The sequence below is a fragment of the Streptomyces sp. B5E4 genome, from assembly GCF_039871555.1.
Classification (GTDB): Bacteria; Actinomycetota; Actinomycetes; order Streptomycetales; family Streptomycetaceae; genus Streptomyces.
The window spans coordinates 1-25,233 of the sequence record NZ_JBDPMI010000035.1 but is presented as its reverse complement, the minus strand read 5'-3'; the positions used below and the strand labels follow the sequence as shown (position 1 = coordinate 25,233).

The following is a 25,233-nucleotide window of genomic DNA, read 5'->3' as shown; positions in this document are numbered from 1 at the left end:
TCACCGTTGCCCACGCCGGGCGGGTACGAGCGCGCGGGGGTCTGCCTTCAGCGCGTACGGGCTTACGGCGTACGGGCGTTCGCCCCCGCCCCCGTACGCGCCGGGACCCCGCCGCGCCCTAATCCCCCCGCGTCTCCCGCAGTGCCCGCGTCCGCTCGTCCGCCGCGCCGCCCGCGCCGACCAGACCGCCGCGCTCCCCCCGCGTCGCCGCGAGCCGGGGCGCGAGCTTGCCCATCTCCCGCCGCCCCAGCGGCCCGGTGACGATCGACGGCAGCGCGCCGCGTACCGACTGCATGCCGCGCAGCCACCACTGACCGTAGACGTGCGGCGAGCGCCGCTCGATGCCCGCGACCAGCCGCTCGACGGCGGGCGCCAGCGGATAGGTCTTGTTGGACGGCCACGGCAGCCGCGCGCGCATGTCGCGCAGCACCTCGTCCTCGTCGGCGCCGCGCACCATGTCGGTGTCGGTCCAGCTCAGATAGCCGACGCCGACGTCCACGCCCTGGTGGCCGACCTCCCCACGCAGGCAGTGCGCGAACGCCTCCACGCCGGACTTCGACGCGCAGTACGCCGCCATCATCGGCGCGGGCGTCACGGCGGCGAGGGAGGCGATCTGGAGGTGGTAGCCGCGCGCGCGGACCAGCGCCGGCAGGAAGGCGCGGGCGGTGGCCACGCTGCCCAGCAGGTTGACCTCGATGACGCGGTCGAAGGAGCGGGGGTCGGAGTCGAGGAACGGACCGCCGGTGGCGACGCCCGCGTTGGCGACGACGACGTCGACGCCGCCGAAGTGCTCCTCGACCTCGGCGGCGGCGCCGGCCATCGCGTCGTGGTCGGTGACGTCCGCGTGCCAGTGGGCGGCGTCGCCCGGGAGGGAGTCGGCGACCTTCTTCAGCTCGTCCGGCTCCAGCCCCACCAGCGCGAGCCGCGCCCCGCGCGCCGCGAGCCGGCGCGCCAGCAGCGCGCCGACGCCGCGGGCGGCGCCGGTGACGACGACGGTCTTGCCCTCAAGTCCGTGCCGGCGGCTCATGCGCCCGCCTCCTCCTTCTCGACAGCCGCCGCGGCGGCCGGATCGGCGGTCGTCCCGGCGGTCGTGTCAGTGGCCGCGTCAGGGGTCGTCTCAGAAGCCGCGTCAGGGGTCCTGCCGCCGGCCGTCCCGGCGGTCGCGTCGGCGGCCCCTTCAGCCTGCGCCTCCCGCGGCGCTCCCGCCAGGTGGTCGCGTACGAGCCCGCGCAGCACCTCGGCGATCGCGTACGGCGCCTCGATCGGCGTCATGTGCCCCAGCCCGGCGAGTTCGGTGAACCCCGCGCGCTCCGGCAGCAGCTCCTCGATCCTCCGCGCCAGCCGCACCGGCGTGAGCCGGTCGGCGCTGCCGTGCACCACCGCGGCCGGCACCGGCATCCGCGCCACCTCCGCGTCCAGGTCGAGCGCCGCCAGCACCCGCCCCCACGCGCCGCGCGCCTTGCGCGGGGTGGCGAAGACGATACGGACGCTCGCCTCGATCTGCGCCGGGGTGGCGCCGCGGCCCAGGATCGCCGGGCCCAGCACCTTCTTCGACAGCGGCGTCACCGGCCCCATCGGCAGCCGCGAGACCAGCAGCGCGCGCTGGATCGCGGAGCGCAGCGCGCGGGCTCGCAGCGGCACCACCCGCGACTCGGGCACCAGCCGGGCGCTGCCCGTGCTGCACAGCAGCACGGCGGCGGCCCGCTCACGCAGGTAGGGGCGGCCCGCGGCGGCCATCAGCGTCATGCCGCCCATCGAGTGGCCGCCGATCACGGCCTTCTCACCGGGCGCCAGCGCGGCGTCGAGCACGGCGCCGAGGTCGTCGGCGAGGGTGGCGGTGTGGTAGGAGCCATAGCCGCCGGCGGAGCTGCGGCCGTGGCCGCGCTGGTCGTACACGACGACGCGGTGGTCCGGTGCGAGCTGTCGGACGACCGGCGCCCAGAAGGCGGTCGAGCAGCACCAGCCGTGCGCGAGGACGACAGCGGGCGCGTCCTTCGGGCCGTGCTCCTCGACGTACAGCCGGGTGCCGTCGGCGGAGACGGCGGTCAGCTCGCGCCGGGGCACGGGCGGGGCGTACGGACCGGTGGTGACGTGCATGAGCCGGGTCATCGGACGGCCTCCTCGCCGCGTCGCGCGGCGGCGGACGCCGGGGCGCCCGGCACGCCTTCACCGGTGCGCAGGACCTCGTACTCCTCCGGGTGCACCTTCCTCGTCACCTTCCGGAACTCGGTCGTCGTGCCCGGCCACACGGTCGTGTTGCGGCCGTGGGCGTCGAGGTACCAACTGTCGCAGCCGCCGGTGTTCCATACGGTGCGTTTCATCCGTTCCTGCACCCGCGCGTTCCAGTCCTTCACGGCGGACGGGCGCGCGTCGAGCGCGACGCGGCCGCCGGGCCTGCCGAGGCGGCCGAGTTGGCGTACGAAGTCGGCCATGTAGGTGAGCTGCGCCTCGATGATGAGGATCATCGAGCTGTTCCCGAGGCCGGTGTTGGGGCCGATGATCGTCAACAGGTTCGGGAAACCGGCCGCGCTGGCGCCGCGCAGCGCCTCCATCCCTCCGCTCCAGGCCTCCGCGAGGGTCGTGCCGTCGCGGCCCTTGATGCGGTCGGCGATGGGCATGTCAGTGACGTGGAAGCCGGTGCCGAAGATGATCGCGTCGGCCTCGGTCTCGGTGCCGTCGGCCGCCACGAGGGTCGAACCGCGCACCTCTTTCAGGCCGGCGGCGACGACGTCGACGTTGGGCTGGGCGAGCGCCGGATAGTAGTCGTTGGACAGCAGGATCCGCTTGCAGCCGATGCGGTAGTCGGGGGTGAGCTTGCGGCGCATCCCGGGGTCCTTGATGGCCCGGCCCAGGTTCCGCTTGGCCAGGCCCTCCACGAATCCCAGCTCGTGGGGATGTTTGGTGAACGCCTGCACCTGAAGTTCGCGGATGCCCCACAGGATGCCGCGGCGCAGCTTGGTGGTCGCGGGTACGCGCGCGTGCAGCCACCGCTCGGGGGCGCTGATGGCGCGGTCCACGCGCGGCAGCACCCACGGGGCGGTGCGCTGGAAGACGGTGAGCCGGGAGACCTCGGGCTGGAGGGACGGCACGATCTGGATGGCGGAGGCGCCGGTGCCGACCATGGCGACGCGCTTGCCGCCCAGCGGCACGTCGTGGTCCCAGCGCGCGGAGTGGAAGACCTTGCCCGGGAACGTGTCGAGGCCGGGGATGTCCGGGACCTTGGGGTCGGACAGCGGGCCGGTGGCGGAGACCACGACGTCGGCGGCGAGTTCGCCGTGCGGGGTGTCGATCTCCCAGTACAGCTCGTCGTCGTCCCAGCGGATGCTGCGTACCTCGTGGTCGAAGCGGATGTGCTGCCGTATGCCGAAGACGTCGGCGACCTGCTCCAGGTAGTCCCGGATGTGCTGCCGGCCGGAGAAGGTGCGCGGCCACTCGGCGTTGGGCGCGAAGGAGAACGAGTAGAGGTGGGAGGGGACGTCGCAGGCGCAGCCCGGGTAGCTGTTGTCCCGCCAGGTGCCGCCGAGCGTGCCGGCGCGCTCCAGCACGACGAAGTCCGTGATCCCCTCCCGGCGCAGCCGTACGGCGGCACCCAGACCGCCGAAGCCGGAGCCGATCACCGCCACCCTGACGTGTTCACGCGTCATCGCCGTCGTCCTCCCAGCCGTGGAGTCGATTGCGCCAGCATTTACTGGCACGATGAGAGCGTAGGGCGTGTTCTTACCGATGGGTAGGGGGCCGGCGAGATCGACTTCCGCCCGGGGGCGGGGTGTCGGCGGGAGGTCCTACCCTGGTGGTCCGGGGCGTACGGCACGGACCTGCGGGGACGGCCGGAGACCGGCGGAGTGCCGGCGGCAGACGGGTGCAGACGACGAACGAAGGACCTACGGGGAGACCGGCGGAGGGAAGAGACGGTGGGACGCGAATACCGGACGGAGGAGCTGGCCGAGCGCGCCGGCATCACCGTGCGCACCCTGCGCTTCTACCGCGAGCGCAAACTCCTCCAACCGCCGCGCCGCGAGGGCCGTATCGCCTGGTACGGGGAGGGACACCTGTCCCGGCTCCGGACGATCGCCGGACTGCTGGACCGCGGCCACACCCTCGGCGGCATCGCGGAGTTGATCTCCGCCTTCGAGAGCGGCCGGGACGTACGCGGCGCGGCCGAACTGCTCGGCCTGGAGGAGACTCTGACCAAGCCGTGGTCGGAGGAGACCCCGGTGCGCATCACGCCGGAGGAACTGGCCGACAGGTTCGCGGGCGAGGTCTCGCCGGAGAACCTGGCGACGTCCATCGACATGGGCTATGTCGCCGTGGAGGGCGAGGAGTTCATCCACGTCAGCAGGCGGCTGCTGGACGCCTCGTCGAAGCTGGTGGCCAGGGGCGTGCCGCTGGCCGCCGTGCTCGCCGCCGCCCGCGAGGTGCGGGCCCATGCGGACGACCTCGCCGAGCTGTTCACCGCGCTCATACGCGCACATGTGCTGGCCGACGTCATGGAGACACCGGCCGGCGAGCTGACGGGTGAGCAGGTGGAGCGGCTGACGGACGCGCTGGAGCAGTTGCGGCCGGTGTCGATGGAGGTGCTGGAGGCGGAGGTGGCCATGGCGATGGACCGGCGGGTGCGCAAGGAGTTCGAGGAGTGGAAGCGCACGCGCGCCGGGTCCACCGCCGAGGAGCCGGAGGGCTGAACCGGCCGGTCCGGCACCGGCGTTCGGGACGCCGGCTCTCAGACCACGGGCGTCACGTCACCGGAGGTCAGGTCCGGCGCCGCGGCACCGGCGTGGCGTGACCGGGCCCGGTGACCGGATGCCCCCGGCGTTCACCGGGGTTCGGACAGCCACCAACGGGCCTTGTAGATCCCGCCGTCGGGGAGCTTGTACGCGCCCTCCGGGTTGTGGGCCGACACCGTCGTCGTCCACCACGACTTGCCGAGGCCCGGCTCCGGCACGGTCGTGACGACCCGGCCGCTGCCCTGCACGTCGCTGACGGCCTTCACGCTGCGCCGGCTGATCTGCGCGGCGCCGGCGAAGTCCTGGCGGAACTCGCGCCGGGCGATGTCGTACTGGTACACCCCGTGGTTGGTCGTCAGCCACAGCAGACCGGGGCTGCTCGTGACGAGGCTGAGGTCGTGCCCGCCGGCCCGCACGCCGTCGGGGTGCGGCAGCGCGGCGCTGTCGACGCGGGTGAGCGTGGGCTCGGCGGGAGTGCCGCCGACCTTGAGGGCGATCAGCTCGTCGTAGCCTATGGCCCACAGCACGCCGCGCCTGTTGTCCCACTGCAGCCCGTGCGCGTCGTCGAAGCGGTACTCGGCGTAGGCGTCGGTCGCCGGCCCCTGCGAGGCGGCGTAGAGGCGGATGGTGTCGCCCGTGCTGCCGGCGACGGCGACGTTGCCGTCGGGGAGCAGCTCGATGCTGTGCGGGTTGACCGTGTCCGTGCCGCCGGCGAGGGCGCCGGCCCAGTAGCGGCGCCCTGTGGGCACCTCGACGACGGCGGCGAAGCCGAAGGATGCGGTGGTGAGCAGGTACGTACGCCCCCTGCGGCGGCGGGCCTTGGCCTCGTCGACGTACGTCCAGCTCGCCTCGGGCACCAGGTCCGCGTACCGCTCGTCGCCCTCCGGCGAGAACGACCAGCGCACGGCGTCCGCCGAGTTCCACGGCAGCCGGGAGTCGAGGATGAGGACGCGCCGGGACTTCTGGTCGGTGACGACGACGGGCGGGGTGGGCTTGCCGCCGGCCGCGTGCGCGGCGGCGGCGGGGAGTGTGGCGGCCGCGCCCGCGCCGAGCGCGGTGAGCAGGGCCGTACGACGGGTGGGTCTGCCGGTCATGGGCACTCCTGATCGGGTTGCTCTGATCAACATCATCCGCACAGTGCCACGGCGAACGACGGGAAGTAAGCCCTTGCGGTGGCTGATTGGTGAATTCTGCGCATCTGTCCCACCCGGTGACCGTTGTCAGTACCCGCCCTTACGATGGCGCACGTGACCAGAGAAACGGTGGCGGACCCCACCGCAGAAGAGCCTGTGGAGAATCGCCTGGAGTCCCACCGCATCGAGCTGACCGGGTACTGCTATCGCATGCTCGGCTCCGCCTTCGAGGCGGAGGACGCGGTCCAGGAGACGATGGTGCGCGCCTGGAAGGGCTTCGAGCGCTTCGAGGGCCGCTCGTCGATGCGCTCGTGGTTGTACCGGATCGCCACGAATGTCTGTTTCGACATGCACGGCAGCCCCCAGCGCCGCGCCCGCCCGATGGACCTGTCCTCCCCCGGCGCCGCCACCACGCCCCCGGAGGCCGCCCTCGGCGCGGCCCTCCCGGAGGCCACGTGGCTGGAGCCGATGCCGGACACGAAGGTGCTCCCCGAGGGCGGCGACCCCGCCGAGGTCGCGGCCCAGCGCGACTCCGTGCGCCTGGCCTTCGTCGCCGCACTGCAGCACCTGCCGCCGCGCCAGCGCGTGGTGCTGATCCTGCGGGACGTGCTCGCCTGGAGGGCGAGCGAGGTCGCGGAGCTGCTGGAGACCTCCGTGGCGTCGGTGAACAGCGCGCTGCAGCGCGCCCGCGCCACCCTGGCCGCGGAGGCCCCGGCCGACAGCGAGCCGGCCAAGCCGCTGGACGCGGACCAGCAGCGCTTCCTCGAGCGCTACGTGGACGCCTTCGAGCGGTACGACCTGGATGCGCTCACGGCGCTCATGCGCGAGGACGTCATCCTCTCCATGCCCCCGCTGCCGCTCTGGCTGCAGGGCCCGGAGGACATCCGCACCTGGTTCCTCGGCACCGGCGCGGTCTGCCGCGGCTCCCGCCTGGTCCCCTGCTCGGCGAACGGCATGCCGGCCTTCGCGCAGTACCACCCGGACCCCGAGAGCGGCGGTCACCGCGGCTGGGCGATCCAGGTCCTGGAGATCGAGCACGGCAAGGTCACCGGGCTGAACAGCTTCCTGGGCGTGGACCGGCTGTTCCCGCTCTTCGGCCTGCCGCTGGTGCTGGAGGACTGAGCGCGAGCGGACCGGCGAAGCCCGGCCGGGCGCCCCCCGGGGCCGCCCGCCACCCCGGACGTCACCGCGCCCGGACACCACGCCGACCCCGTCCGCCACCTCCCGGTTTCCCACGGCCCGGTGCGGTCCGGCGCGTCCGCTGCGGTGGCCGTTCGGCACGGCCCGGTTCGCCGGAGCCCTGTTCGCTGCGGCACGTCCGCCACGGCCCGTTCCGCAGCTCCATCCGCGCCCGTCACCCCACGGTCCGCCCCGCCAGGACCCCGTCCGCTAGGGCCCGTCCGGGGAGGACTCCGCGCGGGTCTGCAGCAGCGTGCGCTCCTGCGCGTTGCGCGTCAGCTCCGCCGCGCGCGCGAACTCCTCCCGCGCCTCCTCCGCCCGCCCCAGCCGCCGCAGCAGGTCGCCGCGGACGCTCGGCAGCAGGTGGTAGTCCTTCAGCGCCGGCTCGTCCGCGAGCCCGTCGACGATCCGCAGCGCGTCCTCGGGCCCGTACGCCATGGACACCGCCACCGCCCGGTTCAGCTCCACCACCGGCGACGGCGCCACCCGTGCCAGCGCCTCGTACAGCCGGACGACCTGCCCCCAGTCCGTGTCCTCCGCCCGCGGCGCCCGCGCGTGGCAGGTCGCGATCGCCGCCTGCAGCGCGTACGGGCCCGGTCCCGGCGCCCCGGCCGCGACCAGCGACTGCGCCCGCGCCAGCGCCGCGAACCCGCGCCGGATCAGCAACTGGTCCCACCGCCTGCGGTTCTGCGCCAGCAGCAGCACCGGCTCGCCGTCGGGCCCGGTGCGCGCCGCCGCGCGCGACGCCTGGATCTCCAGCAGCGCCGCCAGCCCGTGCACCTCCGGCTCCGTGGGCATCAGCCCCGCCAGCACCCGCGCCAGCCGCAGCGCGTCCTCGCACAGCCCCGGGCGCATCCAGTCGTCACCCGCGGTCGCTGAGTAACCCTCGTTGAAGACCAGGTAGATGACCTCCAGTACCGACGCCAGCCGCTCCGCCCGCTCCGGCCCTTGCGGCTGCTCGAACGGCACCTCCGCCTTCGCCAGCGTCCGCTTCGCCCGGACGATGCGCTGCGCCACCGTCGGCTCCGTGACCAGGAACGCCCGCGCGATCTCGTCGGTGGTCAGCCCGCCCAGCAGCCGCAGCGTGAGCGCCACCCGCGCGGGCGTGGACAGGACCGGGTGGCAGGCCGTGAACACCAGCCGCAGCAGGTCGTCCTCGATGTCGTCGTCGAGGACCGCGGCGAGCTGCGCCTCGCCCTCCGGGCGGCGGCTCTCCAGGTCGTGGCCGATCTCCGCCAGCTTGCGCGCGTAGCGCTCCTTGCGGCGTACCAGATCGATGGCCCGTCGCCGGGCCGTGGCCATGAGCCACGCGCCGGGGTTGTCGGGCACGCCCGATCCGGGCCACTGCTCCAGGGCGGCGACCAGCGCGTCCTGGGCCAGCTCCTCCGCCACGCCGATGTCGCGCACGATACGGGCCACGCCCGCGATGATCCGCGCGGACTCGATCCGCCAGACCGCCGCCACGGCGCGGTCGGTGGCCCCCCGCGCGTCCGCGGGCGGCCGGGGTCCGGCGTCCCGGGTGCTGTCCTCCCGCCGGGCGCGGGCGTCCTGCGAAGCCGTCACAGCCCCACATCAGAACAGCCCGCCCCGGCAGAAGGCAACTCACCACGGCCCTGACCTGGGCCGTCACGATCGGCTACGGCTCCATGATCTCCCGCAGCTCGATGGTGATGACCCACTCCTCGCCGTGGACCCTCAGGAAGCGGTTGGCCCATTCCAGGGCCTCTTCCTTCGACTTGACCTGGGCGATCAGATAGCCGCCGACCAGTTCCTTGGACTCGGTGAACGGCCCGTCGACCACGGACAGCTTCCCGCGGTCGGAGACGACCCGTACGGCCTCCTCGGCGGGCTTCAGCCCCGCGGTGTCGAGCAGCACGCCGGACTTGGTCATCTCCTCCAGGAGCTTGCCCATCTCGTCCATGATCTCCTGGCTGGGCATCCCGTCGGGAGGGCTGTTGTCCAGGTCCGGCTCGATCAGCATCATGTAGCGCATCGCGCGTCTCCTCGTTCTCGTCGCGGGCGGCCCGTGCCGTCCTTCTGCCCATGCGTCGAACGGCACCCTGCCGGATCGACATCCCGCTCGAAGTTTTTTCCGCGGCCTCAGCGCGGCACGAACGCGACCCGGAACATCCGCGGCCAGTACTTGCCGGTGAGCAGGAACTCGTCGCCGCCGGGGACGGCCGCGATCCCGTTGAGCTGCAGCGCCCCGTCGCGCAGGGCGGCCGGGTCGAGCAGTCCCGAGGCGTCGATGTCGGCGGTGACGGCGCCGGTGTCCGGGTCGATGCGGACCAGGGTGTCGGTCTGGTAGACGTTCGCGTAGACGCTGCCGTCGGGGGTGCACTCCAGCTCGTTGAGCTGGTCGACCGGGGCGCCCGCGCGGGTGACGTCCACATGGCCCGTCGGCCCGAACGTCCGCCGGTCGCGGAAGGTGAGCCGGGAGCTGCCGTCGCTCATGACCAGCCGGCCGCCGGTGCCGCCGTCCGTACGGTCGTGGCACAGGCCCCAGCCCTCGCCCTCGTAGCGCACACGGCGCAGTTCCCTGAGGGTGTCCGCGTCGCGCTCGATGGCGACGCCGTTCTGCCAGGTGAGCTGCCAGAGCCGGGGGCCGACGAGGGTCAGGCCCTCGCCGAAGAGCGGGGCGGGCAGGTCGCGGCGGACGGTGGGGGTGCCGCCGACGGGGCCGCGGCGGACGGAGGAGCTGCCCTCCAGTCCTGTGCCCTCGTAGAGGACGTCCCCGCGCAGCTCCAGGCCCTGCGTGAACGCCTCGGTGTCATGCGGCAGGCGCTCCAGCACCCGTACCCGAAGCTCCTGCACGTCCTGGTCCGTGGGTACCGGGCTCCCACCGGTCCCTCCCCCGCCGGCTACGCCCTCACTGGCGGGGGTGCCCCCCTTGGCCGCCGCCTCGGGATCACCCGCCGAGCAGGCGGCCAGGGCCGCGGCGAGGAGGGCTGAGGCGGTCACGACGATGCGGCGCATGGGGCCACCTTGGCACAGCCGTCGCACGGCACGCGGAAGGTGCGGCTTCGGCGTCGTCGGCGGGGGCGGCGGAGCCGGGCGCTACGGGGGCGGGGGCGCCGGCTTGCTCTGCCGTGCCGGTCGTCGTCGCCCGGCAGGCGCCGGGCCGCGGCTCAGCGGGAGCAGACGGCGTGGTGCGGCGCCAGGGCCGCGCCGCCGGAGGCGGCGGCACCGGCGATGATGAGCGCCGCCACCGCGGGTGACGGGCCCGCGGGGGCGGCGTTCTCCGGCGCCGGGACCCGGGGTGCGGGGGTCTCGGGCGCCGGCGTGTGGGGGGCGGGGGTCTCGGAGGTACGGGGCCCGGCGTGAGCGGCGTCGGCACGGGGGGCTTCGGCACGGCCGGCTTCGGACACACCTGTCCTGGACCCGTCCGTCCCGGGCCTGTCGGTCCCCCGCGCCTCCGTGCCGCGCGCCTCCGTGCCGGCCTCCGCGGCCGGGGTCTCGTAGTGCGCCGCCGCCGCGGCCGCGCCCGCGTGGTACGCGGGAGTGGGCGCGGGTACGGAGCCGGGCGGAACCCCGGGCCCGTCCGGGACCGCCGCGACGGGTTCGACCGGCTCGGCCGGTGCGATCGGCTCGGGCGGCGCGGCGGGGGCGGGCACCACGCCGGTGACCGGCGCCGCGGCCTCCTCCGCCGGCCCCGCGACGGGCTGGGCGGCGGGCTCGGTGACCGGCTCCTCCGAAGGAGCCGGCGTACGGTGCGCCTGCACCGTCAGCTCGATCAGCCCCGCCGCCGCGACCACACCGGCCCCGATGGCGAGCAGGGCGCCCAGCATCCCGTACCGCACCGTCTCGCCCAGCGCCGTGACGCCGACCGCCGCCGCTATCACGGGGTTGACCACCGTCAGCGTCGCCAGCGGCGCCGACAGCCCCGCGCCGCGGTACGCCGCCTGCGACAGCAGCAGCCCCGCCGGGGCGAGAATCGCGATCATGCCGATGGCCAGCGGGTCGACGAAGTCCGCGGTGACGTCCTTGGTGAACACCGACGCCATGCCGAACGCCGCGCCCGAGGCCACCGCCAGCGTCACGCTGCGGGCCGCCACATGCCGTATCCGCGTGGCCGCCAGCGTCAGCGCGGCCAGCACGCCCACCGTCGCCACGGCCAGCCCCAGCGCCGTCGTCCCGCCCAGCTCCCGCGACTCCACGGGGTCGACCAGGGCCAGCAGCACCACGAGCCCCACGGTCGACAGCAGCGCCCCGCGCCAGGCGGCCCGCCCGGCGCGGCGGCCGAGGAACATCGCCGCCATCGGCAGCGCGAAGACGATGGTCAGCGCGCCCAGCGGCTGGACCAGGCTCAGCGGCCCGTAGGCGAGCGCCACCACGTGCAGCAGCGCGCCCGAGGCGTTGAGCACGACAGAAGCCCACCAGCTCCCGCGGTGCAGCGGCGCGAACGCGCCGCCCGCGCCGTCGGCGTCGGTCGTGGTGGCCGCGACACGCTCCTGGACGAGTGCGGCGCCGGCGTAAGCCACCGCTGACACCAGCGAAAGCAGCACCGACAGCATGAGTGGGCTCATATAGCAACGATCCCGCGATCGGTGGCGAAAGTCGTCATCCTGGCGGATGCTCTGGGTCGTACTGCCGGAGCAGTACGCCCCCTCTGGGAACCCCACTCCGGTCGCACTCCGCCCTCATCACGGTCCGGCCGAAAACCGGCCGCGCGTGTCGCTCGGCGCCGGGGAGAACGCCGGGGAGGACCCGGAGGGGGGAGCGGCACAAGGGCCCGCGGCGGCCGCTCAGGGCCAGGCGTAGAAGCCCTGTCCCGTCTTGCGCCCCAGCTCGCCCCGCGCGACCTTCGCCCGCAGCAGCTCCGGCGGCGCGAACCGCTCCCCCAGCGTCTCGCGCAGGTGCTCGGCGATGGCCAGCCGCACGTCGAGCCCGACCAGGTCCGTGAGGCGCAGCGGGCCCATCGGGTGCTTGTAGCCCAGCTCCATCGCGGTGTCGATGTCCGCGGGCGCCGCCACGCCCTCCTCGGCCATGCGGATCGCCTCCAGGCCCAGGGCCACCCCGAGCCTGCTGCTGGCGAAGCCGGGCGAGTCCCGTACGACCACCGCCGTCTTGCCCAGCGTCCGGGTCCAGCCGCGCGCCGCCGCCAGCGCCGCGGCACCGGTCTCCGGCGCGGTGACCAGCTCCACCAGCTCCGAGGCGGGTACGGGGTTGAAGAAGTGCATGCCGAGGAACCGCCCCGGCCGGCCGAGGGAGGCGGCCAGCTCGGTGACGGACAGCGAGCTGGTGTTCGTCGCCAGCACGGCGTCCGGGCCCACCGCCTGCTCGGCGGCGGCGAGCACCCGCGCCTTCAGCCCGGCGTCCTCGGGCACCGCCTCCACGACCAGCTCCAGCCCGGCGTCCGCCCGCAGCTCGGCGAGGGATCCGACGGCCCGTATCCGCGCGCTCACCTCGTCCGGGTCCACCCCTGCGGCCAGCCGGCCCCGCTCGGCGGCCCGCCGCAGCGCGCCGGCGACCCGCGCCACCGCTGCCGCCGCCGCGTCCGCGCCGCTCTCCACGATCACGACGCGCGACCCGGCGGTCGCGAACGACTGCGCGATCCCGGCGCCCATCCGGCCGCCGCCGACGACCGCCATGGCGCGGGGCGCCCCGGCGCCGGGCTCGTCCGGCGCTGTGCTGTGCTCGGTCATGTCGTACGTCCTGTCGTACCTCTTGACGGGGATCCGGCCGCTCCGCAAGCTAACCGAATGATCGGTCGGGCCACAAGGGGAGTCAGGTGGTGCAGCACATGACCGCGCCGCACGACGGCACGACGGTGTTCGCGGCCGACGCCGCGGCCCGCCGCCACGGCATCGAGCTGCTGGCCGCCGCGCCGGGCACGGCGACGCTGCGCATGGCGGTCTCGCCGGAGATGGCCAACGGCCACGGCATCGCCCACGGCGGCTACGTCTTCCTCCTCGCCGACACCGCGTTCGCCTGCGCGTGCAACAGCCGCGGGGTCGCCGTCGCGGCGGGCGCGGACATCACGTACGCGGCGCCCGCGCACATCGGCGACGTGCTGGTGGCGCAGGCGGAGGAGCGGGTGCGCTTCGGGCGGAACGGGGTCTACGACGTGCGCGTGCTGCGCGGCGCCGAGGTGATCGCGGAGTTCCGGGGCCGGAGCCGTATCGTCCGCGACCCGTCGACGGGCGCGAAGGGGCCGACCGCGGTGAACGGGGCACACGACGGGAACGGAGCGAACGGCGAGTACGACGGGACCGGCCCGGAGGGACAAGCGTGAGCGACTCGACGACCGGCGGCCCCACTCCCCTGCTCGACGCCGGCGAGCGCATGACCGCCGGGGAACTGGCCGCGTACCAACTCGACCGCCTCCGCGCCACGCTCCGCCACGCGTACGGCAACGTCCCCCTCTACCGCCGCAAGTTCGACGCCGCCGGCGTCACCCCCGACGACTGCCGCACGCTCGCCGACCTCGCCCGCTTCCCCTTCACCACCAAGGACGACCTCCGCGCGGACTACCCCTTCGGGATGTTCGCCGTCCCCGTCGCCGACGTCCGCCGCCTGCACGCCTCCAGCGGCACCACCGGCCTGCCCACCGTCGTCGGCTACACGGCGGCCGACCTCGACACCTGGTCCGGCCTCGTCGCCCGCTCCATCCGCGCCGCGGGCGGCCGGCCCGGGCACCGGGTGCATGTCGCGTACGGCTACGGGCTGTTCACCGGCGGCCTCGGCGCCCACTACGGCGCCGAACGCCTCGGCTGCACCGTCATCCCCGCCTCCGGCGGGATGACCGCGCGGCAGGTGCGGCTCATCCGGGACTTCGCGCCCGAGGTCATCATGGTCACGCCCTCCTACATGCTCACGATCATCGACGAGTTCGAGCGCCAGGGCCTCGACCCGCGCGCCAGCTCGCTGCGCGTCGGCATCTTCGGCGCCGAGCCGTGGACGGAGGAGATGCGGCGCGAGATCGAGGAGCGGGCCGGGCTGGACGCGGTGGACATCTACGGGCTGTCGGAGGTGATCGGGCCCGGCGTCGCGCAGGAGTGCGTGGAGACCAAGGACGGGCTGCACGTGTGGGAGGACCACTTCCTGCCGGAGGTCGTGGACCCGGTGACGGACGAGGTGCGGGCGGCCGGCGAGGGCGGCGAGCTGGTGTTCACGTCGCTGACGAAGGAGGCCATGCCGGTCGTCCGCTACCGCACCCGCGACCTCAGCAGGCTGCTGCCCGGCACGGCGCGGCCGGCGTTCCGGCGGATGGAGAAGGTCACCGGACGCTGCGACGACATGATCATCCTGCGCGGCGTCAACGTCTTCCCGAGCCAGATCGAGGAGATCGTGCTCCGCACGCCCGGGGTGGCCCCGCACTTCCAGTTGCGGCTGACCCGGGAGGGCCGTCTCGACCGGATGACGGTACGGGCCGAGGCCCGGCCGGGGGCGCCGGTGGAGCAGCGGGCGGCGGCGGGCGACGCGATCGCGCGGCGGGTGCGGGAGAGCGTGGGGGTAGGCGTGGAGGTGGAGGTGGTGGCGCCGGAGACGCTGGAGCGGTCGGTGGGCAAGATCCGCAGGGTGGTGGACGAGCGGGAGAAGTAACGGGTGGTACGGGCCGGGGCTGCGGTCGTACGTGCCGGAGGCCCGGCGGCGTACGGACCGGGCGGGCCGGCGTACGGACCGGGGCGCGGGCCGTAGCGCAGCCGCCACCGCCACCCCCGCCGCAGCTCAGCGCGCCGCGACGCCCTCCGCCTGTTCGTCCTCCAGCGCCGCCCGCAGCGGCTTGGCGAAGCACCGGCTGTCCTGCTCGAAGCGGTAGTAGCCGAACTTCTCCGTCGGCTCGTACCCCTCCGACCGGTACAGCGCTATGGCCTCCGGCTGCTTCATGCCGGTCTCCAGCACCATCCGCGTCCGCCCCGCGGCCCGCGCGCTCTCCTCCAGCGCCGCGAGTATCCGCCGTGCCAGCCCGCGCCCCCGGGCCTCCGGGACCACGTACATCCGCTTCAGCTCCGCGTCACCGGCCCGGTGCCCCTCCGGTGTCCCGTCCATGGCCCGCCAGCCGCCCGTGGCGAGCGGGGTGCCGTCGGCGTCGTACGCCAGCAGGTACAGCCCGTGCGGGGGCGTGAAGTGCTGCGGGTCCATCACCGTGTGATCCCCTTCGCCGTACCGCTCGGCGTACTCGATCTGGACCCGGTCGTTGAGCATGACCGCGTCGGGGTGGTCGTAGGGCACGGCGACGATCTCCATGACGGCAATGGTACGAAGCCGCCGCCCCGTGCCGAACCGGGCATCCCGGTGCAGGTGGCCGGACCCGGAGACCGCGAGGGGGGCCAGCGGCCATACTTTGGGACCGTGGAGGAGAACAAAGGTCTGAACATCACGCCCGTCAATGCCGCCGCGATGGACCCGGCCGCTCTGCCCGGCCTCGTATCGTCGCCGCCGGACGAGAAGGAGAAGGAGCAGGACGAAACAGAAACGACCGACGAGAAGCAGGAATCCGAGGCGGACACCGAGGAGTCCGGGGAGTCGGAGGACTCCGTAGCAGCCTCGGACGACGACAGCGACGACAGCGACGAGGACGAGGCCGGCAAGGACAAGGCCGCGTCCGCCGACAAGGACGCCGACAAGGACACGGACAAGGACGCCGACGGGGACAAGGCGGCCGAAGCCGAGGACTCCGACGACGACCGTCCCGTCTTCGAGGCCGCCGACCGCCGCGGCTCGGTGACCGTCGACAGCACCGGTGTCCGCTTCCAGCTCGACGACACCGAGGCCGAGTTCACGTGGTCGGAGATCGGCGCGGTCGAGTACAAGACCTCCCGGTTCGGCCGCCGCCTCGTCCTCAGCGTCCACGACAGCCGCGGCATCTGCCCGGCAGAGGTGGAGGCCCCGGACAAGGCGACGCTGAAGGAGTGGGCGGCCGGCCTGGAGTCCGCCCTCGACACCTACTTCGAGGAGTCGTCGTCCTGACCGTCCCCCGCTCATAGGACCGCCGGAGAGAGGTCACCTACGCACGGAAGCGAATTCATCCGACACGGGCGGCTCCCGCGGTGCCGTCGACGCCCCCGGCCCGCGGCGCCGCCGCCAGGCGCCGTCCACCAGCGCCAGCCCGCAGAAGCTCCCGCCCGCCACCCGCCGCCTGACCTCCTCCCACTCCCGGAGCACGCGCCGCCGCCCGCCGGGAGTGGCGGTCCACGCGGCGCGTGTCACCACCGGCCCGCCGTACGCGGGCTCCCAGGTGAGCGCGTGGAAGGGGCCGATGCCGGGCACCTGGGTGGCCAGCATGTGCACGGTGCGCCGGTGGTACCACTTGCTGACGGTGGTGACGGACAGCCCGGCGGCCAGCGCCTCGTGCACGTACGGCAGCGAGAACGCGACGTTCTCCCAGGTGTTCGCCGACCTGTCCTCACACCGGATCACCCTCTCCGGCACTCCCCGGGCCATCAGCAGCCGGCGGAACTCCCGCGCCTCGACGACCCCGTTGTGCCGGTTCACGCCCCCGGTCAGGATGACCAGCGGCATCAGCCCCCGGTGGTAGCGCTCGGCGACGATCTCCACGGGCGGGCCGGACTGGTTGGTGCCGAAGACGAGATGGGCGGCGGCCCGCCCGGCGGGCGGCGGCGCGGAGACGTCCACGTACGCGGTGATCTCGCCGATCTCCCGCGCGCTGAGCCGGCGTTCGTTCATGCATGCCCCTCGGAGAAGGCCCTCAGAGGGGGACCGCCACCGCGTTGAAGGTGGTGTCCGGTTTCTGGGGGGAGGTGAAGCGGGCGTTGACCAGGTAGAGGCGGTTGCCGTGGCGGGCCGCCGTGGTGGGGACGTCGAAGCGGGGGTCCGTGACGGTGTGGTGCAGCGTGGCGGTGCGCATCGCGCGGTCGAGGCGGAAGACCGCGACCAGGTTGTCGCGGTTGCGGACCACGTACAGCGTGTGGCCGACGCGGGCCAGGCCGTCGCCGTTGAGAACGTCCGCCGCGCCGCGCAGCGCGATCTCCGTGGCGTGGCCGGTCCGCACGTCGACGTGGTACAGGCGGCCGGGGATGCTGCTGACGACGATGACGCCGCGGCCGTCGGGGGTGTCGACGATGCCGTTGGCGTTGTAGACGTGGGGGGTCTGGACCCAGTCGCCGGTGAGCGGGAGGGCGCGGACCTCGCCGGAGCGGCCGCGGGGGACGGCGTAGAGGACCGCCTCGTTGGAGTCGGTGAACCAGGCGTCACGGCCGAGGAGGACGGTGTCGTTGATGAAGTGGCCGGCCGGGGGCGTCAGCCGGTGGGTCGCGACCAGGTCGCCGGTGCGGGCGTCGATGACGCTCGCCGTGCCGCCGGCGCCGCCCGCCACGTACAGCAGGTCGTCGCGGTCCAGCTTCAGGCCGATGGACGCCCTGCCGAGGGCTCCGGCGCGGAGGACCCTGAGCGCGCCGGTGCGCAGGTCGGCGCGGAGGATGGCGCCGTGGGCACGGGAGCCCATGTAGGCGTACGGGCGGCTGCCGATGGTGATGCCCTCGGGAAGCCAGCCGTCGGGGAGCGGGAACTCGGTGGGCCAGTCGCCGTCGGCCGGCCCGGTCGTACCGGGGGGCATCGTCGTCCCGGCCGGCCTGCTCGTGCCGTACGCGGCTCCCGTGCCGGCCGCCGTCGCGGCCGTGAGCGTCGCGCCGGCGGCGGCGCCGAGGAGCAGGCGGCGGGAGAGTCCGGGGTGGTTCGGAGTCATGGTTGCGGGCCTTCCGTGGCAGGGGACGGCAGGGGTGTGCGCACCTCGGTAACTCTGCGAACTTCCGACACAACGGATTGTGCACGTCCCGGAGTTCCCCCGCACACCCCCGCCGCGCCTGCCTGAGAAGATGGCCCCATGCCGCCCCCCGAAGCATCGCCCCAGCGCAGCGCCATCGGCGTACGCGACGTGGCCGCGCTGGCACGGGTGTCGCCGACGACGGTGTCCAACGTGCTGTCGGGCAACCGCCCCGTCAGCGCGGCGACCCGCGAGCGGGTGCACTGGGCGATCGACCAGCTCGGCTACCGTCCCAACCTCTCCGCCCGCAACCTGCGGCTGCGCCGCGCCGGCCTGATCGCCGTCGCCGTACCCGAGATCGACATCCCGTACTTCGCCGAGCTGACCCGGCACGTCGTCCAGGCCGCCCGCGAGAGCGGCTACACCGTGCTCATCGACCAGACCGAGGGCCGCCTCGAAGCCGAGCGCTTCGTGCTCAGCGGCATGAACCCCGGTATGGTCGACGGCGTGCTCTTCAGCCCCCTCGGCATCGAGCGCCACGAGTTCGACACCCGGCGCGGCAGCACCCCGCTGGTGCTCCTGGGCGAGCGCATCACCGGCACCGGCGTCGACCACGTGGCGATCGACAACGTCGCCGCGGCCGCCGACGCCACCGCGTACCTCCTCGGCCGCGGCCGCCGCCGCGTCGCCGCGCTCGGGCACCAGGAGCCGCGCGGCGGCGGCACGGCGCCCCGGCGGACGGAGGGCTACCGCCGCGCGCTGCAGGCCGGGGGCGTGCCGTACGACCCGTCCCTCGTCGTCCACACGCCCTCGTACCACCGCCGCGACGGCGCCCTGGCCATGGCCGCGGCCCTGGACCGCGGCGCCCGCCCCGACGCGGTGTTCTGCTACACCGACCTCCTCGCGCTCGGCGCGATCCACACCCTGCACGAGCGCGGGCTGAGAGTGCCGGAGGACGTGGCGGTCATCGGGATCGACGACGTCGACGACGGGCGGTACAGCAACCCGACGCTGACGACGATCGCGCCGGACAAGGCGGAGATCGCGCGGACGGCGCTGGGGCTGCTGCTGGACCGGATCGCGGACGGGGGACGGGCGGCGCGGCAGGTGGTGGCGGCGCACAGGCTGGAGGTCAGGCGGAGCGCGTGAGGCAGGCGGAGTGTGAGGGCGCGTAAGGCGGGGCGGAACGTGAGGGCGCGTAAGGCAGGGGCGTACGCGCCGGTGCGTACGCGCGGACGCGCACACACCCGGCGCACACGCGGGCCCGGGTCTTACGGCGCCTCCCCCTCCCCTTCGAACGCCGCCGGCCGGAGTTGCGCGTCCCGTACCCGGGCGACGTCCAGCTTCTCCGACCGGTCGAACCGGTAGATCCCGTTCTGCTCCTGGAAGACGTCCGTCAACTGCGTGTAGCAGTAACCGAACATGTCCGGGTCATCGAGCAGCACCCCCGTCAGCCCGGCGAACCGCTCGTGGAACGCCTCCTCGTCGCGCGGCCGCTGCCCGTACCCCCACGACACCAGCCGGTCCTCGCCCGCGGCCGCCGCGTCCTCGGGGTTCCACCAGATGCCGCCGAACTCGCTGCAGAAGTAGGGCTGTCCGCCGTACGGCAGCGACCAGGTCTGCCCGGCCGCCTCGTCCTCGGGATTGACGAAGGGGGTACCCGCGCGCAGCCCTGCCATCAGCTCGCCGAAGACCTTCGGGTCCTGCTCGTAGCAGTGCGAGTCGTAGACGTCGGTCTCCGGTACGCGGTGGGCGTAACCGGAGGCGTCGAGAACGGGCCGGGAGGTGTCGGCGGCCTTGGTGGCGAGGAACATGGCGCGGGTGACGTCGTCGAGGACGCTCTGCCGGTCGGTCAGCACCTGCCGGGTCTCGTTGAGCGGGCACCAGCCGATGAGGGCGGGGTGGGAGTAGTCGCGTTCGACCGCCTCCAGCCATTGGGCGACGAAGCCGGCGGTGGGCTGCTGGTTGTCGGGTCCGACCGGGCCTCCCGTACTGGCGCCCCAGTCGCCGAACTCGCCCCAGACCAGGTAGCCGAGGCGGTCGGCGTGGTGGAGGAAGCGCTCCTCGAAGACCTTCTGGTGCAGACGCGCGCCGTTGAAGCCGGCGGCGAGGGAGAGTTCGATGTCGCGGACGAGGGCGGCGTCGTCGGGGGCGGTCATGAGCCCGTCGGGGTACCAGCCCTGGTCGAGCACGAGCCGCTGGAAGACGGGCTTGCCGTTGATCAGGATCCGCTTCCCGTCGATCGTCACCGCGCGCAGACCGGCGGTGCAGACGGCACGGTCGGTCACGGTGCCGTCGGGACCGGTCAGTTCCAGTGTCAGCTCGTACAGATGCGGATCCTCGGGGGACCAGGGGCGGCGCCGGTCGCCGGGCACGTGCAGGACGAGGCGCGGCGCGAGGTCGAAGTCCGCCGCGACGGCGGCCTCGACGACGACGCCGTGCTCGTCGCGCAGCTCGGCGCGGACGTGGTGACCGGTGCGGCTGCCGGCGAGGGGGACCTCGACGTGGAAGCAGCCAGCGGCCAGGTCGGGGGTGATCCGGGGCCGCTGGAGATGCGTGTCCGCGACGGGCTCCAGCCAGACGGTCTGCCAGATGCCGGTGGTACGGGTGTAGAAGCAGGCGTGGTTGTCGTACGCGGTCGACTGCTTCCCCCGCGCCTGCGGCCCCCGCGCGGCATCCCGCGCCCGCACCACGACGACGGCCTCCTCCCCGGCCCGTACGACACCGCCGAGATCGGCGCTGAACGGCGTGAACCCCCCGCTGTGCCGGACGACTTCCCGCCCGTTGACCCACACGGTGGCATCGTGATCGACGGCCCCGAAGTGCAACAGGACCCGCCGCCCCGCCCACGCCTCCGGTATCCGCACGGTGCGCCGGTACCAGACGGCGTGATGGAAGTCGGTGTCCCCGATCCCGGACAACTCCGACTCGGGACAGAACGGAACGACGATGCGCTCGGGCAGCTCACCCCCGACGAGCCCGCGCTCGAACCCGCTGTCACCGGGATCGCGGGCGAACTGCCAGGTGCCGTTGAGGTTGAGCCAGTCCGCACGGACGAAGCTGGGCCGGGGGTACTCGGGCCGGGGAGTCCCCGCGGGGGCGGAGGGGGCGTACGAATCGGGCATGGCGAAGGGTCTCCTGGGGAGAGGACGTCAGATCGGACGGGACGCGGTCCCTGCCATCACAACACCAAGATGCAACGTTGTAAACCACACCGGGACCGGGCAGACACCCCCACCGCGTAACGTTAAAACCACGGGGGGCGGGGGTGGGGTGCTCACGCAGGCGCGGCGGCTGCCGCGCAGGAGGACTTTGCCGGTGCGGGTGCCCACGCCGAGAATGGCGCCGTGACTGATCTCTACGCGGTGCGCGTGCTGGCCGCCGACCCTCCGCGGCGGCGCATACAACTGCGGGTGACCGCCTTCAACCCGGACGTATGGCACTGGCCGCTGCCCGACAAGAACTTCTTCCTCCGCGACCTGGAAGAGGACGAGGCCGTACTCGACCTTCTTGTCGAGGACGACGGGATCGAGCAGGACTTCGTCGAGAGTGCGGAGCGCACCGCGACCCGCAACTACCCCTTCACGGCTGAGGCCGAAGAACGGCTCTCCGAGAGCGGCAGAGGATTTCCCTGGGAGGACGAGGGACCATTCGACGAGATGTCCCCGGAATCCGCCGCGGCCTTCCTCCGGTGCGAAGAGGTCCGCGTGGGGGCCGACTACGACGTCGTGGTCACCGACTCACGACTGATCGAGCATCTCAAACCCGGCCTCTGGTGGCGCACCACCGCTTATCCCGGCGCAGATTGACGCGACGACGGGCCCGGACCGGGCCTCCGGCCGCCCGGGTGGGGCGGTGCGGCCGGAGGGGACGCTTGACGGTGGGGGCGGCGTCGGGGTGGGGGTCAGCTGCGGTCGTAGAGGTGGAACTGCTCCCAGGCCCCCGAGACGGTCTCGGAGCGGGCGCGCAGCACGTACTGCAGGGAGCCGGTGTAGTTGTTCTCCATCGCGACGAACCGGCCGTTCAGTTCGGAGCGGAAGGCCCAGCGGTCGAGTTCCTCGTTGTACCAGAGCGAGAAGCGCTCCCAGGCGCCGGCGGTGGCGGAGCGGGCGCGCAGGACGTTCGCGGCGCTGCCGGTGAAGTTGCGCTCGACGGCCACGTAGCGGTTGTTGGCCTTGGACTTCAGGGCGTAGGTCTCGGTGGCCTCGTTCCAGATCAGGTCGAAGGTCTCCCAGGTGCCGGGATTGGCGGACCGGGCGCGCACCACGCCGGTGCGCGGCGCGGCGTAGTTGACCTCGGCGGTCGCGTAGCCGCCGTTGCGGACGGACTGGATCGCGACAGGCTCCTGCGCGTTCGCCGTGACCGCGCGTGCCCCGTCGGCGGCCACCGCTTCCTCACCCTGCACTTCCTGCCACCCGTCGGGCACGGCCGCCGACGGGCCGGGCTGCGCCGCGGCCGTCTCCAGCACGGGAAGCCCGAGCGCGGTGCACAGGCTGACCAGTACTACAAGCGTGCGTCTCACTGTGTGATGTCCTTCGTGTCGGTCGATGCCTCGCGGCCCGCCGGGAGACCGGGTGCGCCGGCAGTTGTCGCGGAACGGCAGCGGCCGTCCGCCGCACGGCAGCGGCGGACATCAGGACACGGAGATCCCACCCTCTGACTCCTGCGAGCACCGATGTCGTGCTCAGCAGCCCCACCCTTCCCCTGCGGTGCACTTTCACATATCCCGCACGAAAAGCGGACGAGGACAAACGAAGACGACACAACGTTCCCACCCCGTTCACCGGGCATTCGCAAGACGATCGCCACCCCTTAGACGAACCCCCGACAACCCAAGCCCATCCCACCGCTTCACCCTCCCGCCGGCTCGGCCGAGAGCTGCACGACCCCACACGGCGCCACCCGGGCAACAGACCGCCGGCCCCGGCATCGGCGACCCGAAAACACCGCATGGCCGCCGCTGCGGATGATGGTGCCGTGACGAGTGTCAGGAACGGTCATGTGAAGGTTCATTCCCGGCTGGAGGTGGACGAGAACGGTTGGCCGCCGGTAAGCGTGGAGAGCATGTGGGCGGTGGACCTCGGCGACGGGACCGTACGCCTGGACAACACCCCCTGGTTTGCACGCGGAGTGGCCAGCGACGACATCATCCGGGTCGAGGTCGACGCGGAGGGTGTCCGCTGGGCCGGTGAGACGGTGAGGGCTTCGGAGAACTGCACCATCCGACTTATCGTCCTGAAGGACGGTGGCTCCGGCGCTGCGCGGCAGAAGGTGCTGGAGACGTTCCACCGCCTGGGCACGACCGGCGAAGGGCTCGAGCAGTTCCGGATGGTGGCTCTCGATGTTCCACCGGATGCTGACCTGTCCCGGATCCGGAGGCTCCTCGAGCACGGCGACGCCCAGGGGTGGTGGCATTGAGAGGAAGGGTGCGTCACCGATGCCTGGCGGGCCGCGGATTCGAGGTGAGTGCCATGGCGGGCTCATCTCTCATGGCGTGAATGCTGCAGGAGGGCGACCGGATGACCGTCTTCCACTGCGCCAACTGCCGGCAGCCCCTGACGAACGAGGTGGAGGCTGGAGAACCTCTGCGAGGTCCGGAGCGCCCCACGGCCCACGCGATCGCCTCCCCTCGGATGGCTGCGGGCATCTTCAAGGTCAATTTCGATGCAACCCTGTTGATCTTGCATCCGGATGACCTTCCCGGGGCCGCACGGCACCGCGACGCCCGGCGTCTCGCCGGTTGCTGCGGGCCTGCCGGTCAGGACGGCCCCAACCTCGTCTGCGGCGGCTGCGGCGTCGAAGTGGCGACCAAGGAGTCGGACTGCTGGACCGACAATCTTGTCGCGCTGGTCGCCGCCGCCGTCACTGACGGACCTGAGGCGTCATAGACGTATCCGCAATCGCCGCCGGAGTCGGACACTTCACCGGACAACCCGGAAACGACAAAATCCCGCCCGATCAAAGGACCGGATGGGAACCCGTCAGCCAACCCTGAGCTGACCCGAGAGCGGCTCTGAAGTTGAAGTGGGGTGTTCACGAGTGGGGTTGACCTGCACGGCACCAGGGCATTGGAGATCATTTCCCGGGTTCGGGTGATCGTTCCCCGGGATGGTGCCATCGGTCAGTCCCACCAGAAGTCCCAGCAGTTCATGCCGACGATGCGCTCCGCGTAGGCGGCCAGGGTTTGGGGGCTTGAGCCCTGCCAGACGTTGTCCGGGCAGAAGGCGAAGTGCTCGGCGGCGACCAGAAGGGCGTCCTGCGCATGCAGCGGGGGCCCCGCGACGCTGAGATGGAGGGTGTCGAAGCCGACTCCCACGACACGTGCGCCGAAGCGGCGCTCCCAGTCGCGCACGACCGCGGAGAACTTGGCCGTGTCGTCGTAGTTGGCGGGGCCGCTCCAGCCAGCGGCAGTGAGGGCGTCCGCGCCACAGGCAGCGGCGACGAGCCCGAGACGTGCCTGGGGGTGCCGGTCGGCGAAGACCTGCGCGTACTCCGCGGCCATCTGGTCAGCATTCGCTTCAGGCTCGTAGCTGAGGTTCGGACCCGGCCAGGTCTGCCCGAACGGGGCGGCGAGGGCGAGCCGCTGGTCCGGCGTCAGCATGTCATCGTCCTCGTCGGTCTCCGTGTACGCGCTCCACCACTGATCCATGAGTTCGCCCGCGTCATACGCGTGAGGTGAGGTGAGGCGTTCAGGAACCAGTTCGCCGGAGGCCCACGGGCTGAATTCGGCGTCGTCTGGGTCGTGGGCATCGAGAAGAAGCGGCCATAGGCCCGAGGCGGAGTGCTCGGCGAGCAGAGAAGCCCAAAGCTCGGCCGAGACCGGAGCGGTGCTCAGCCACAGTAAGGGCACATCGCCGTCATCCTCGCCGGATGTGATCACCCGGCCCTCCGGAAGCGAACTTGAAAGGGAGGCAAGCAGTTCAGGGGTCACGAGCGGAGAGTAGTTCGGAGGTCTGACAGTGCTCCTTCCCCACGGCGGTGGCGCAGACTCTCGAAGCCGGCAAGGCACAGGGGTGGTGGCGCGGGGATGAGGGGTGCGTCACGGCTGCACCGGAGGCCCGCTGACCGGACCCCCGCACATCAACACCACGTAGCCGTAGCACGCCGCTCGCCACGATCGGTGTGCTTCCCCATGCCCGGAAGCAGGCAAGCAGGCGCTGCACGCCCGCCACACCCCCGCGGCACCGGCACGCATGCCTCCCGACGAACCCGGAAACGGCGAAATCCCGCCCGATCGAGACGATGGGACGGGATCTCGTGAACCGCCTACGAGTTAACTCGTGAACGGCCCTGAAGTTGAAGTGGACCTGTGGGGATTTGAACCCCAGACCCCCTCGATGCGAACGAGGTGCGCTACCGGACTGCGCTACAGGCCCTCACAACGGAAGGAACCTTAGCATCCCGGATCCCTGGCCCGGAAATCGGTTCCTGCCGGGTGCGGGGGTGCCCGCTACTCGTTCGCTGCGCGGCGGCGGGGTGGGTCGGCGTACTGGTCGAAGAGCGGGGTTCGGTTGGTGGGGCGGCGGGGTGG

The 25,233-nt window shown here is 73.0% G+C and carries 24 protein-coding genes and 1 tRNA gene; 9 read left to right on the top strand and 16 right to left on the bottom strand.

From position 1 onward, the window contains the following. Positions 1 to 118 precede the first annotated feature (118 nt). Genes ABGA99_RS31455 through ABGA99_RS31445 form a run of 3 tightly spaced genes read right to left on the bottom strand, consistent with a single transcriptional unit; the run spans position 119 to position 3,644 of the window. Positions 119 to 1,027: an SDR family oxidoreductase gene (locus ABGA99_RS31455; protein WP_347583972.1), complete on the bottom strand. Its 909-nt coding sequence runs from the start codon at positions 1,025 to 1,027 to the stop codon at positions 119 to 121. Beyond that, positions 1,024 to 2,109, bottom strand: a complete 1,086-nt coding sequence (locus ABGA99_RS31450; protein WP_347583971.1) for an alpha/beta fold hydrolase — start codon at positions 2,107 to 2,109, stop codon at positions 1,024 to 1,026. Before ABGA99_RS31450 ends, ABGA99_RS31455 begins: the two co-directional genes overlap by 4 nt. Further along, positions 2,106 to 3,644, bottom strand: a complete 1,539-nt coding sequence (locus ABGA99_RS31445; protein ID WP_347580475.1) for an NAD(P)/FAD-dependent oxidoreductase — start codon at positions 3,642 to 3,644, stop codon at positions 2,106 to 2,108. The genes ABGA99_RS31450 and ABGA99_RS31445 overlap by 4 nt, the downstream gene beginning before the upstream one ends. Positions 3,645 to 3,911: 267 nt before the next feature. Between ABGA99_RS31445 and ABGA99_RS31440 the strand changes: the two genes are divergently transcribed. Next, positions 3,912 to 4,682 carry a MerR family transcriptional regulator gene (locus ABGA99_RS31440; protein WP_347580476.1) on the top strand — a complete coding sequence of 257 codons (771 nt, stop codon included), beginning with the start codon at positions 3,912 to 3,914 and terminating at the stop codon, positions 4,680 to 4,682. A 131-nt stretch (positions 4,683 to 4,813) separates the two neighbouring features. Here ABGA99_RS31440 and ABGA99_RS31435 read toward each other — a convergent pair whose 3' ends face one another. Then, entirely contained in the window at positions 4,814 to 5,818 is a 1,005-nt protein-coding gene (locus ABGA99_RS31435) for a DUF6528 family protein (RefSeq protein WP_347580477.1), read from the bottom strand. Between the two features lie 153 nt (positions 5,819 to 5,971). On the opposite strand from ABGA99_RS31435, the gene ABGA99_RS31430 reads away from it, so the two are divergent. Then, entirely contained in the window at positions 5,972 to 6,979 is a 1,008-nt protein-coding gene (locus ABGA99_RS31430) for a sigma-70 family RNA polymerase sigma factor (protein WP_347583970.1), read from the top strand. Between the two features lie 267 nt (positions 6,980 to 7,246). On the opposite strand, the gene ABGA99_RS31425 is transcribed toward ABGA99_RS31430, so the two are convergent. The 5 genes from ABGA99_RS31425 to ABGA99_RS31405 all read right to left on the bottom strand — a co-directional run bounded on the left by ABGA99_RS31425 (position 7,247) and on the right by ABGA99_RS31405 (position 12,681). Beyond that, a complete protein-coding gene (locus ABGA99_RS31425; protein ID WP_347583969.1) occupies positions 7,247 to 8,599 on the bottom strand; it encodes an RNA polymerase sigma factor in 1,353 nt (450 codons plus the stop codon). 73 nt (positions 8,600 to 8,672) lie between these two features. Next, positions 8,673 to 9,029, bottom strand: a complete 357-nt coding sequence (locus ABGA99_RS31420; RefSeq protein WP_347580480.1) for a YciI family protein — start codon at positions 9,027 to 9,029, stop codon at positions 8,673 to 8,675. Between the two features lie 107 nt (positions 9,030 to 9,136). Then, complete coding sequence (locus ABGA99_RS31415) at positions 9,137 to 10,012, bottom strand: glutaminyl-peptide cyclotransferase (protein WP_347583968.1); 876 nt, start codon at positions 10,010 to 10,012, stop codon at positions 9,137 to 9,139. A 152-nt stretch (positions 10,013 to 10,164) separates the two neighbouring features. Continuing rightward, positions 10,165 to 11,562: a DMT family transporter gene (locus ABGA99_RS31410; RefSeq protein WP_347583967.1), complete on the bottom strand. Its 1,398-nt coding sequence runs from the start codon at positions 11,560 to 11,562 to the stop codon at positions 10,165 to 10,167. 219 nt (positions 11,563 to 11,781) lie between these two features. Next, positions 11,782 to 12,681 (bottom strand): 3-hydroxyacyl-CoA dehydrogenase family protein, encoded by a 900-nt coding sequence (locus ABGA99_RS31405; RefSeq protein WP_347580483.1) that lies wholly within the window; start codon positions 12,679 to 12,681, stop codon positions 11,782 to 11,784. Positions 12,682 to 12,767: 86 nt separating this feature from the next. Between ABGA99_RS31405 and paaI the strand changes: the two genes are divergently transcribed. Continuing rightward, entirely contained in the window at positions 12,768 to 13,271 is a 504-nt protein-coding gene (gene paaI / locus ABGA99_RS31400) for a hydroxyphenylacetyl-CoA thioesterase PaaI (RefSeq protein WP_347580484.1), read from the top strand. Positions 13,272 to 13,321: 50 nt separating this feature from the next. Further along, positions 13,322 to 14,581: a phenylacetate--CoA ligase PaaK gene (paaK, locus tag ABGA99_RS31395; RefSeq protein ID WP_347580494.1), complete on the top strand. Its 1,260-nt coding sequence runs from the start codon at positions 13,322 to 13,324 to the stop codon at positions 14,579 to 14,581. Positions 14,582 to 14,707: 126 nt separating this feature from the next. Here paaK and ABGA99_RS31390 read toward each other — a convergent pair whose 3' ends face one another. After that, complete coding sequence (locus tag ABGA99_RS31390) at positions 14,708 to 15,226, bottom strand: GNAT family N-acetyltransferase (RefSeq protein WP_347580485.1); 519 nt, start codon at positions 15,224 to 15,226, stop codon at positions 14,708 to 14,710. Positions 15,227 to 15,331: 105 nt separating this feature from the next. Between ABGA99_RS31390 and ABGA99_RS31385 the strand changes: the two genes are divergently transcribed. Then, the gene (locus ABGA99_RS31385; RefSeq protein WP_347580486.1) at positions 15,332 to 15,949 is read left to right on the top strand and encodes a hypothetical protein; all 618 of its coding nucleotides are present in this window, start codon (positions 15,332 to 15,334) and stop codon (positions 15,947 to 15,949) included. Between the two features lie 33 nt (positions 15,950 to 15,982). Here the strand turns inward: ABGA99_RS31385 and ABGA99_RS31380 are convergent, their stop codons facing one another. After that, a complete protein-coding gene (locus tag ABGA99_RS31380) occupies positions 15,983 to 16,666 on the bottom strand; it encodes a YdcF family protein (protein WP_347583966.1) in 684 nt (227 codons plus the stop codon). A gap of 22 nt (positions 16,667 to 16,688) precedes the next feature. Then, complete coding sequence (locus tag ABGA99_RS31375; protein ID WP_347583965.1) at positions 16,689 to 17,684, bottom strand: superoxide dismutase; 996 nt, start codon at positions 17,682 to 17,684, stop codon at positions 16,689 to 16,691. Between the two features lie 138 nt (positions 17,685 to 17,822). Here ABGA99_RS31375 and ABGA99_RS31370 point away from each other — a divergent pair, with 138 nt between their 5' ends. Continuing rightward, positions 17,823 to 18,851: a LacI family DNA-binding transcriptional regulator gene (locus tag ABGA99_RS31370; protein WP_347580488.1), complete on the top strand. Its 1,029-nt coding sequence runs from the start codon at positions 17,823 to 17,825 to the stop codon at positions 18,849 to 18,851. A 122-nt stretch (positions 18,852 to 18,973) separates the two neighbouring features. Here ABGA99_RS31370 and ABGA99_RS31365 read toward each other — a convergent pair whose 3' ends face one another. Beyond that, positions 18,974 to 20,827: a sugar-binding domain-containing protein gene (locus ABGA99_RS31365; RefSeq protein ID WP_347580489.1), complete on the bottom strand. Its 1,854-nt coding sequence runs from the start codon at positions 20,825 to 20,827 to the stop codon at positions 18,974 to 18,976. Between the two features lie 222 nt (positions 20,828 to 21,049). Between ABGA99_RS31365 and ABGA99_RS31360 the strand changes: the two genes are divergently transcribed. Beyond that, complete coding sequence (locus tag ABGA99_RS31360; RefSeq protein WP_347580490.1) at positions 21,050 to 21,511, top strand: hypothetical protein; 462 nt, start codon at positions 21,050 to 21,052, stop codon at positions 21,509 to 21,511. A 95-nt stretch (positions 21,512 to 21,606) separates the two neighbouring features. Here the strand turns inward: ABGA99_RS31360 and ABGA99_RS31355 are convergent, their stop codons facing one another. After that, positions 21,607 to 22,089, bottom strand: coding sequence for a hypothetical protein (locus ABGA99_RS31355; protein ID WP_347580495.1), 483 nt, complete (start codon positions 22,087 to 22,089; stop codon positions 21,607 to 21,609). A 590-nt stretch (positions 22,090 to 22,679) separates the two neighbouring features. Here ABGA99_RS31355 and ABGA99_RS31350 point away from each other — a divergent pair. Together ABGA99_RS31350 and ABGA99_RS31345 are read left to right on the top strand one after the other, a co-directional pair. Continuing rightward, entirely contained in the window at positions 22,680 to 23,120 is a 441-nt protein-coding gene (locus ABGA99_RS31350) for a DUF4265 domain-containing protein (RefSeq protein WP_347583964.1), read from the top strand. An 80-nt stretch (positions 23,121 to 23,200) separates the two neighbouring features. After that, positions 23,201 to 23,590: a hypothetical protein gene (locus ABGA99_RS31345; protein WP_347579106.1), complete on the top strand. Its 390-nt coding sequence runs from the start codon at positions 23,201 to 23,203 to the stop codon at positions 23,588 to 23,590. A gap of 233 nt (positions 23,591 to 23,823) precedes the next feature. Here ABGA99_RS31345 and ABGA99_RS31340 read toward each other — a convergent pair whose 3' ends face one another. Then, the gene (locus ABGA99_RS31340; RefSeq protein WP_347579105.1) at positions 23,824 to 24,633 is read right to left on the bottom strand and encodes a DUF4253 domain-containing protein; all 810 of its coding nucleotides are present in this window, start codon (positions 24,631 to 24,633) and stop codon (positions 23,824 to 23,826) included. Positions 24,634 to 25,004: 371 nt separating this feature from the next. Next, positions 25,005 to 25,078 (bottom strand) — tRNA-Ala (locus tag ABGA99_RS31335). Positions 25,079 to 25,233 lie beyond the last annotated feature (155 nt).

Bases quoted from the DNA above. Each gene is read 5' to 3' on its own strand.
- ABGA99_RS31455 (WP_347583972.1), bottom strand. From the start codon at position 1,027: ATGAGCCGCCGGCACGGACTTGAGGGCAAGACCGTCGTCGTCACCGGC.
- ABGA99_RS31450 (WP_347583971.1), bottom strand. From the start codon at position 2,109: ATGACCCGGCTCATGCACGTCACCACCGGTCCGTACGCCCCGCCCGTG.
- ABGA99_RS31445 (WP_347580475.1), bottom strand. From the start codon at position 3,644: ATGACGCGTGAACACGTCAGGGTGGCGGTGATCGGCTCCGGCTTCGGC.
- ABGA99_RS31435 (WP_347580477.1), bottom strand. From the start codon at position 5,818: ATGACCGGCAGACCCACCCGTCGTACGGCCCTGCTCACCGCGCTCGGC.
- ABGA99_RS31420 (WP_347580480.1), bottom strand. From the start codon at position 9,029: ATGCGCTACATGATGCTGATCGAGCCGGACCTGGACAACAGCCCTCCC.
- ABGA99_RS31415 (WP_347583968.1), bottom strand. From the start codon at position 10,012: ATGCGCCGCATCGTCGTGACCGCCTCAGCCCTCCTCGCCGCGGCCCTG.
- ABGA99_RS31410 (WP_347583967.1), bottom strand. From the start codon at position 11,562: ATGAGCCCACTCATGCTGTCGGTGCTGCTTTCGCTGGTGTCAGCGGTG.
- ABGA99_RS31405 (WP_347580483.1), bottom strand. From the start codon at position 12,681: ATGACCGAGCACAGCACAGCGCCGGACGAGCCCGGCGCCGGGGCGCCC.
- paaK (WP_347580494.1), top strand. From the start codon at position 13,322: ATGACCGCCGGGGAACTGGCCGCGTACCAACTCGACCGCCTCCGCGCC.
- ABGA99_RS31390 (WP_347580485.1), bottom strand. From the start codon at position 15,226: ATGGAGATCGTCGCCGTGCCCTACGACCACCCCGACGCGGTCATGCTC.
- ABGA99_RS31380 (WP_347583966.1), bottom strand. From the start codon at position 16,666: ATGAACGAACGCCGGCTCAGCGCGCGGGAGATCGGCGAGATCACCGCG.
- ABGA99_RS31375 (WP_347583965.1), bottom strand. From the start codon at position 17,684: ATGACTCCGAACCACCCCGGACTCTCCCGCCGCCTGCTCCTCGGCGCC.
- ABGA99_RS31370 (WP_347580488.1), top strand. From the start codon at position 17,823: ATGCCGCCCCCCGAAGCATCGCCCCAGCGCAGCGCCATCGGCGTACGC.
- ABGA99_RS31365 (WP_347580489.1), bottom strand. From the start codon at position 20,827: ATGCCCGATTCGTACGCCCCCTCCGCCCCCGCGGGGACTCCCCGGCCC.
- ABGA99_RS31345 (WP_347579106.1), top strand. From the start codon at position 23,201: ATGCTGCAGGAGGGCGACCGGATGACCGTCTTCCACTGCGCCAACTGC.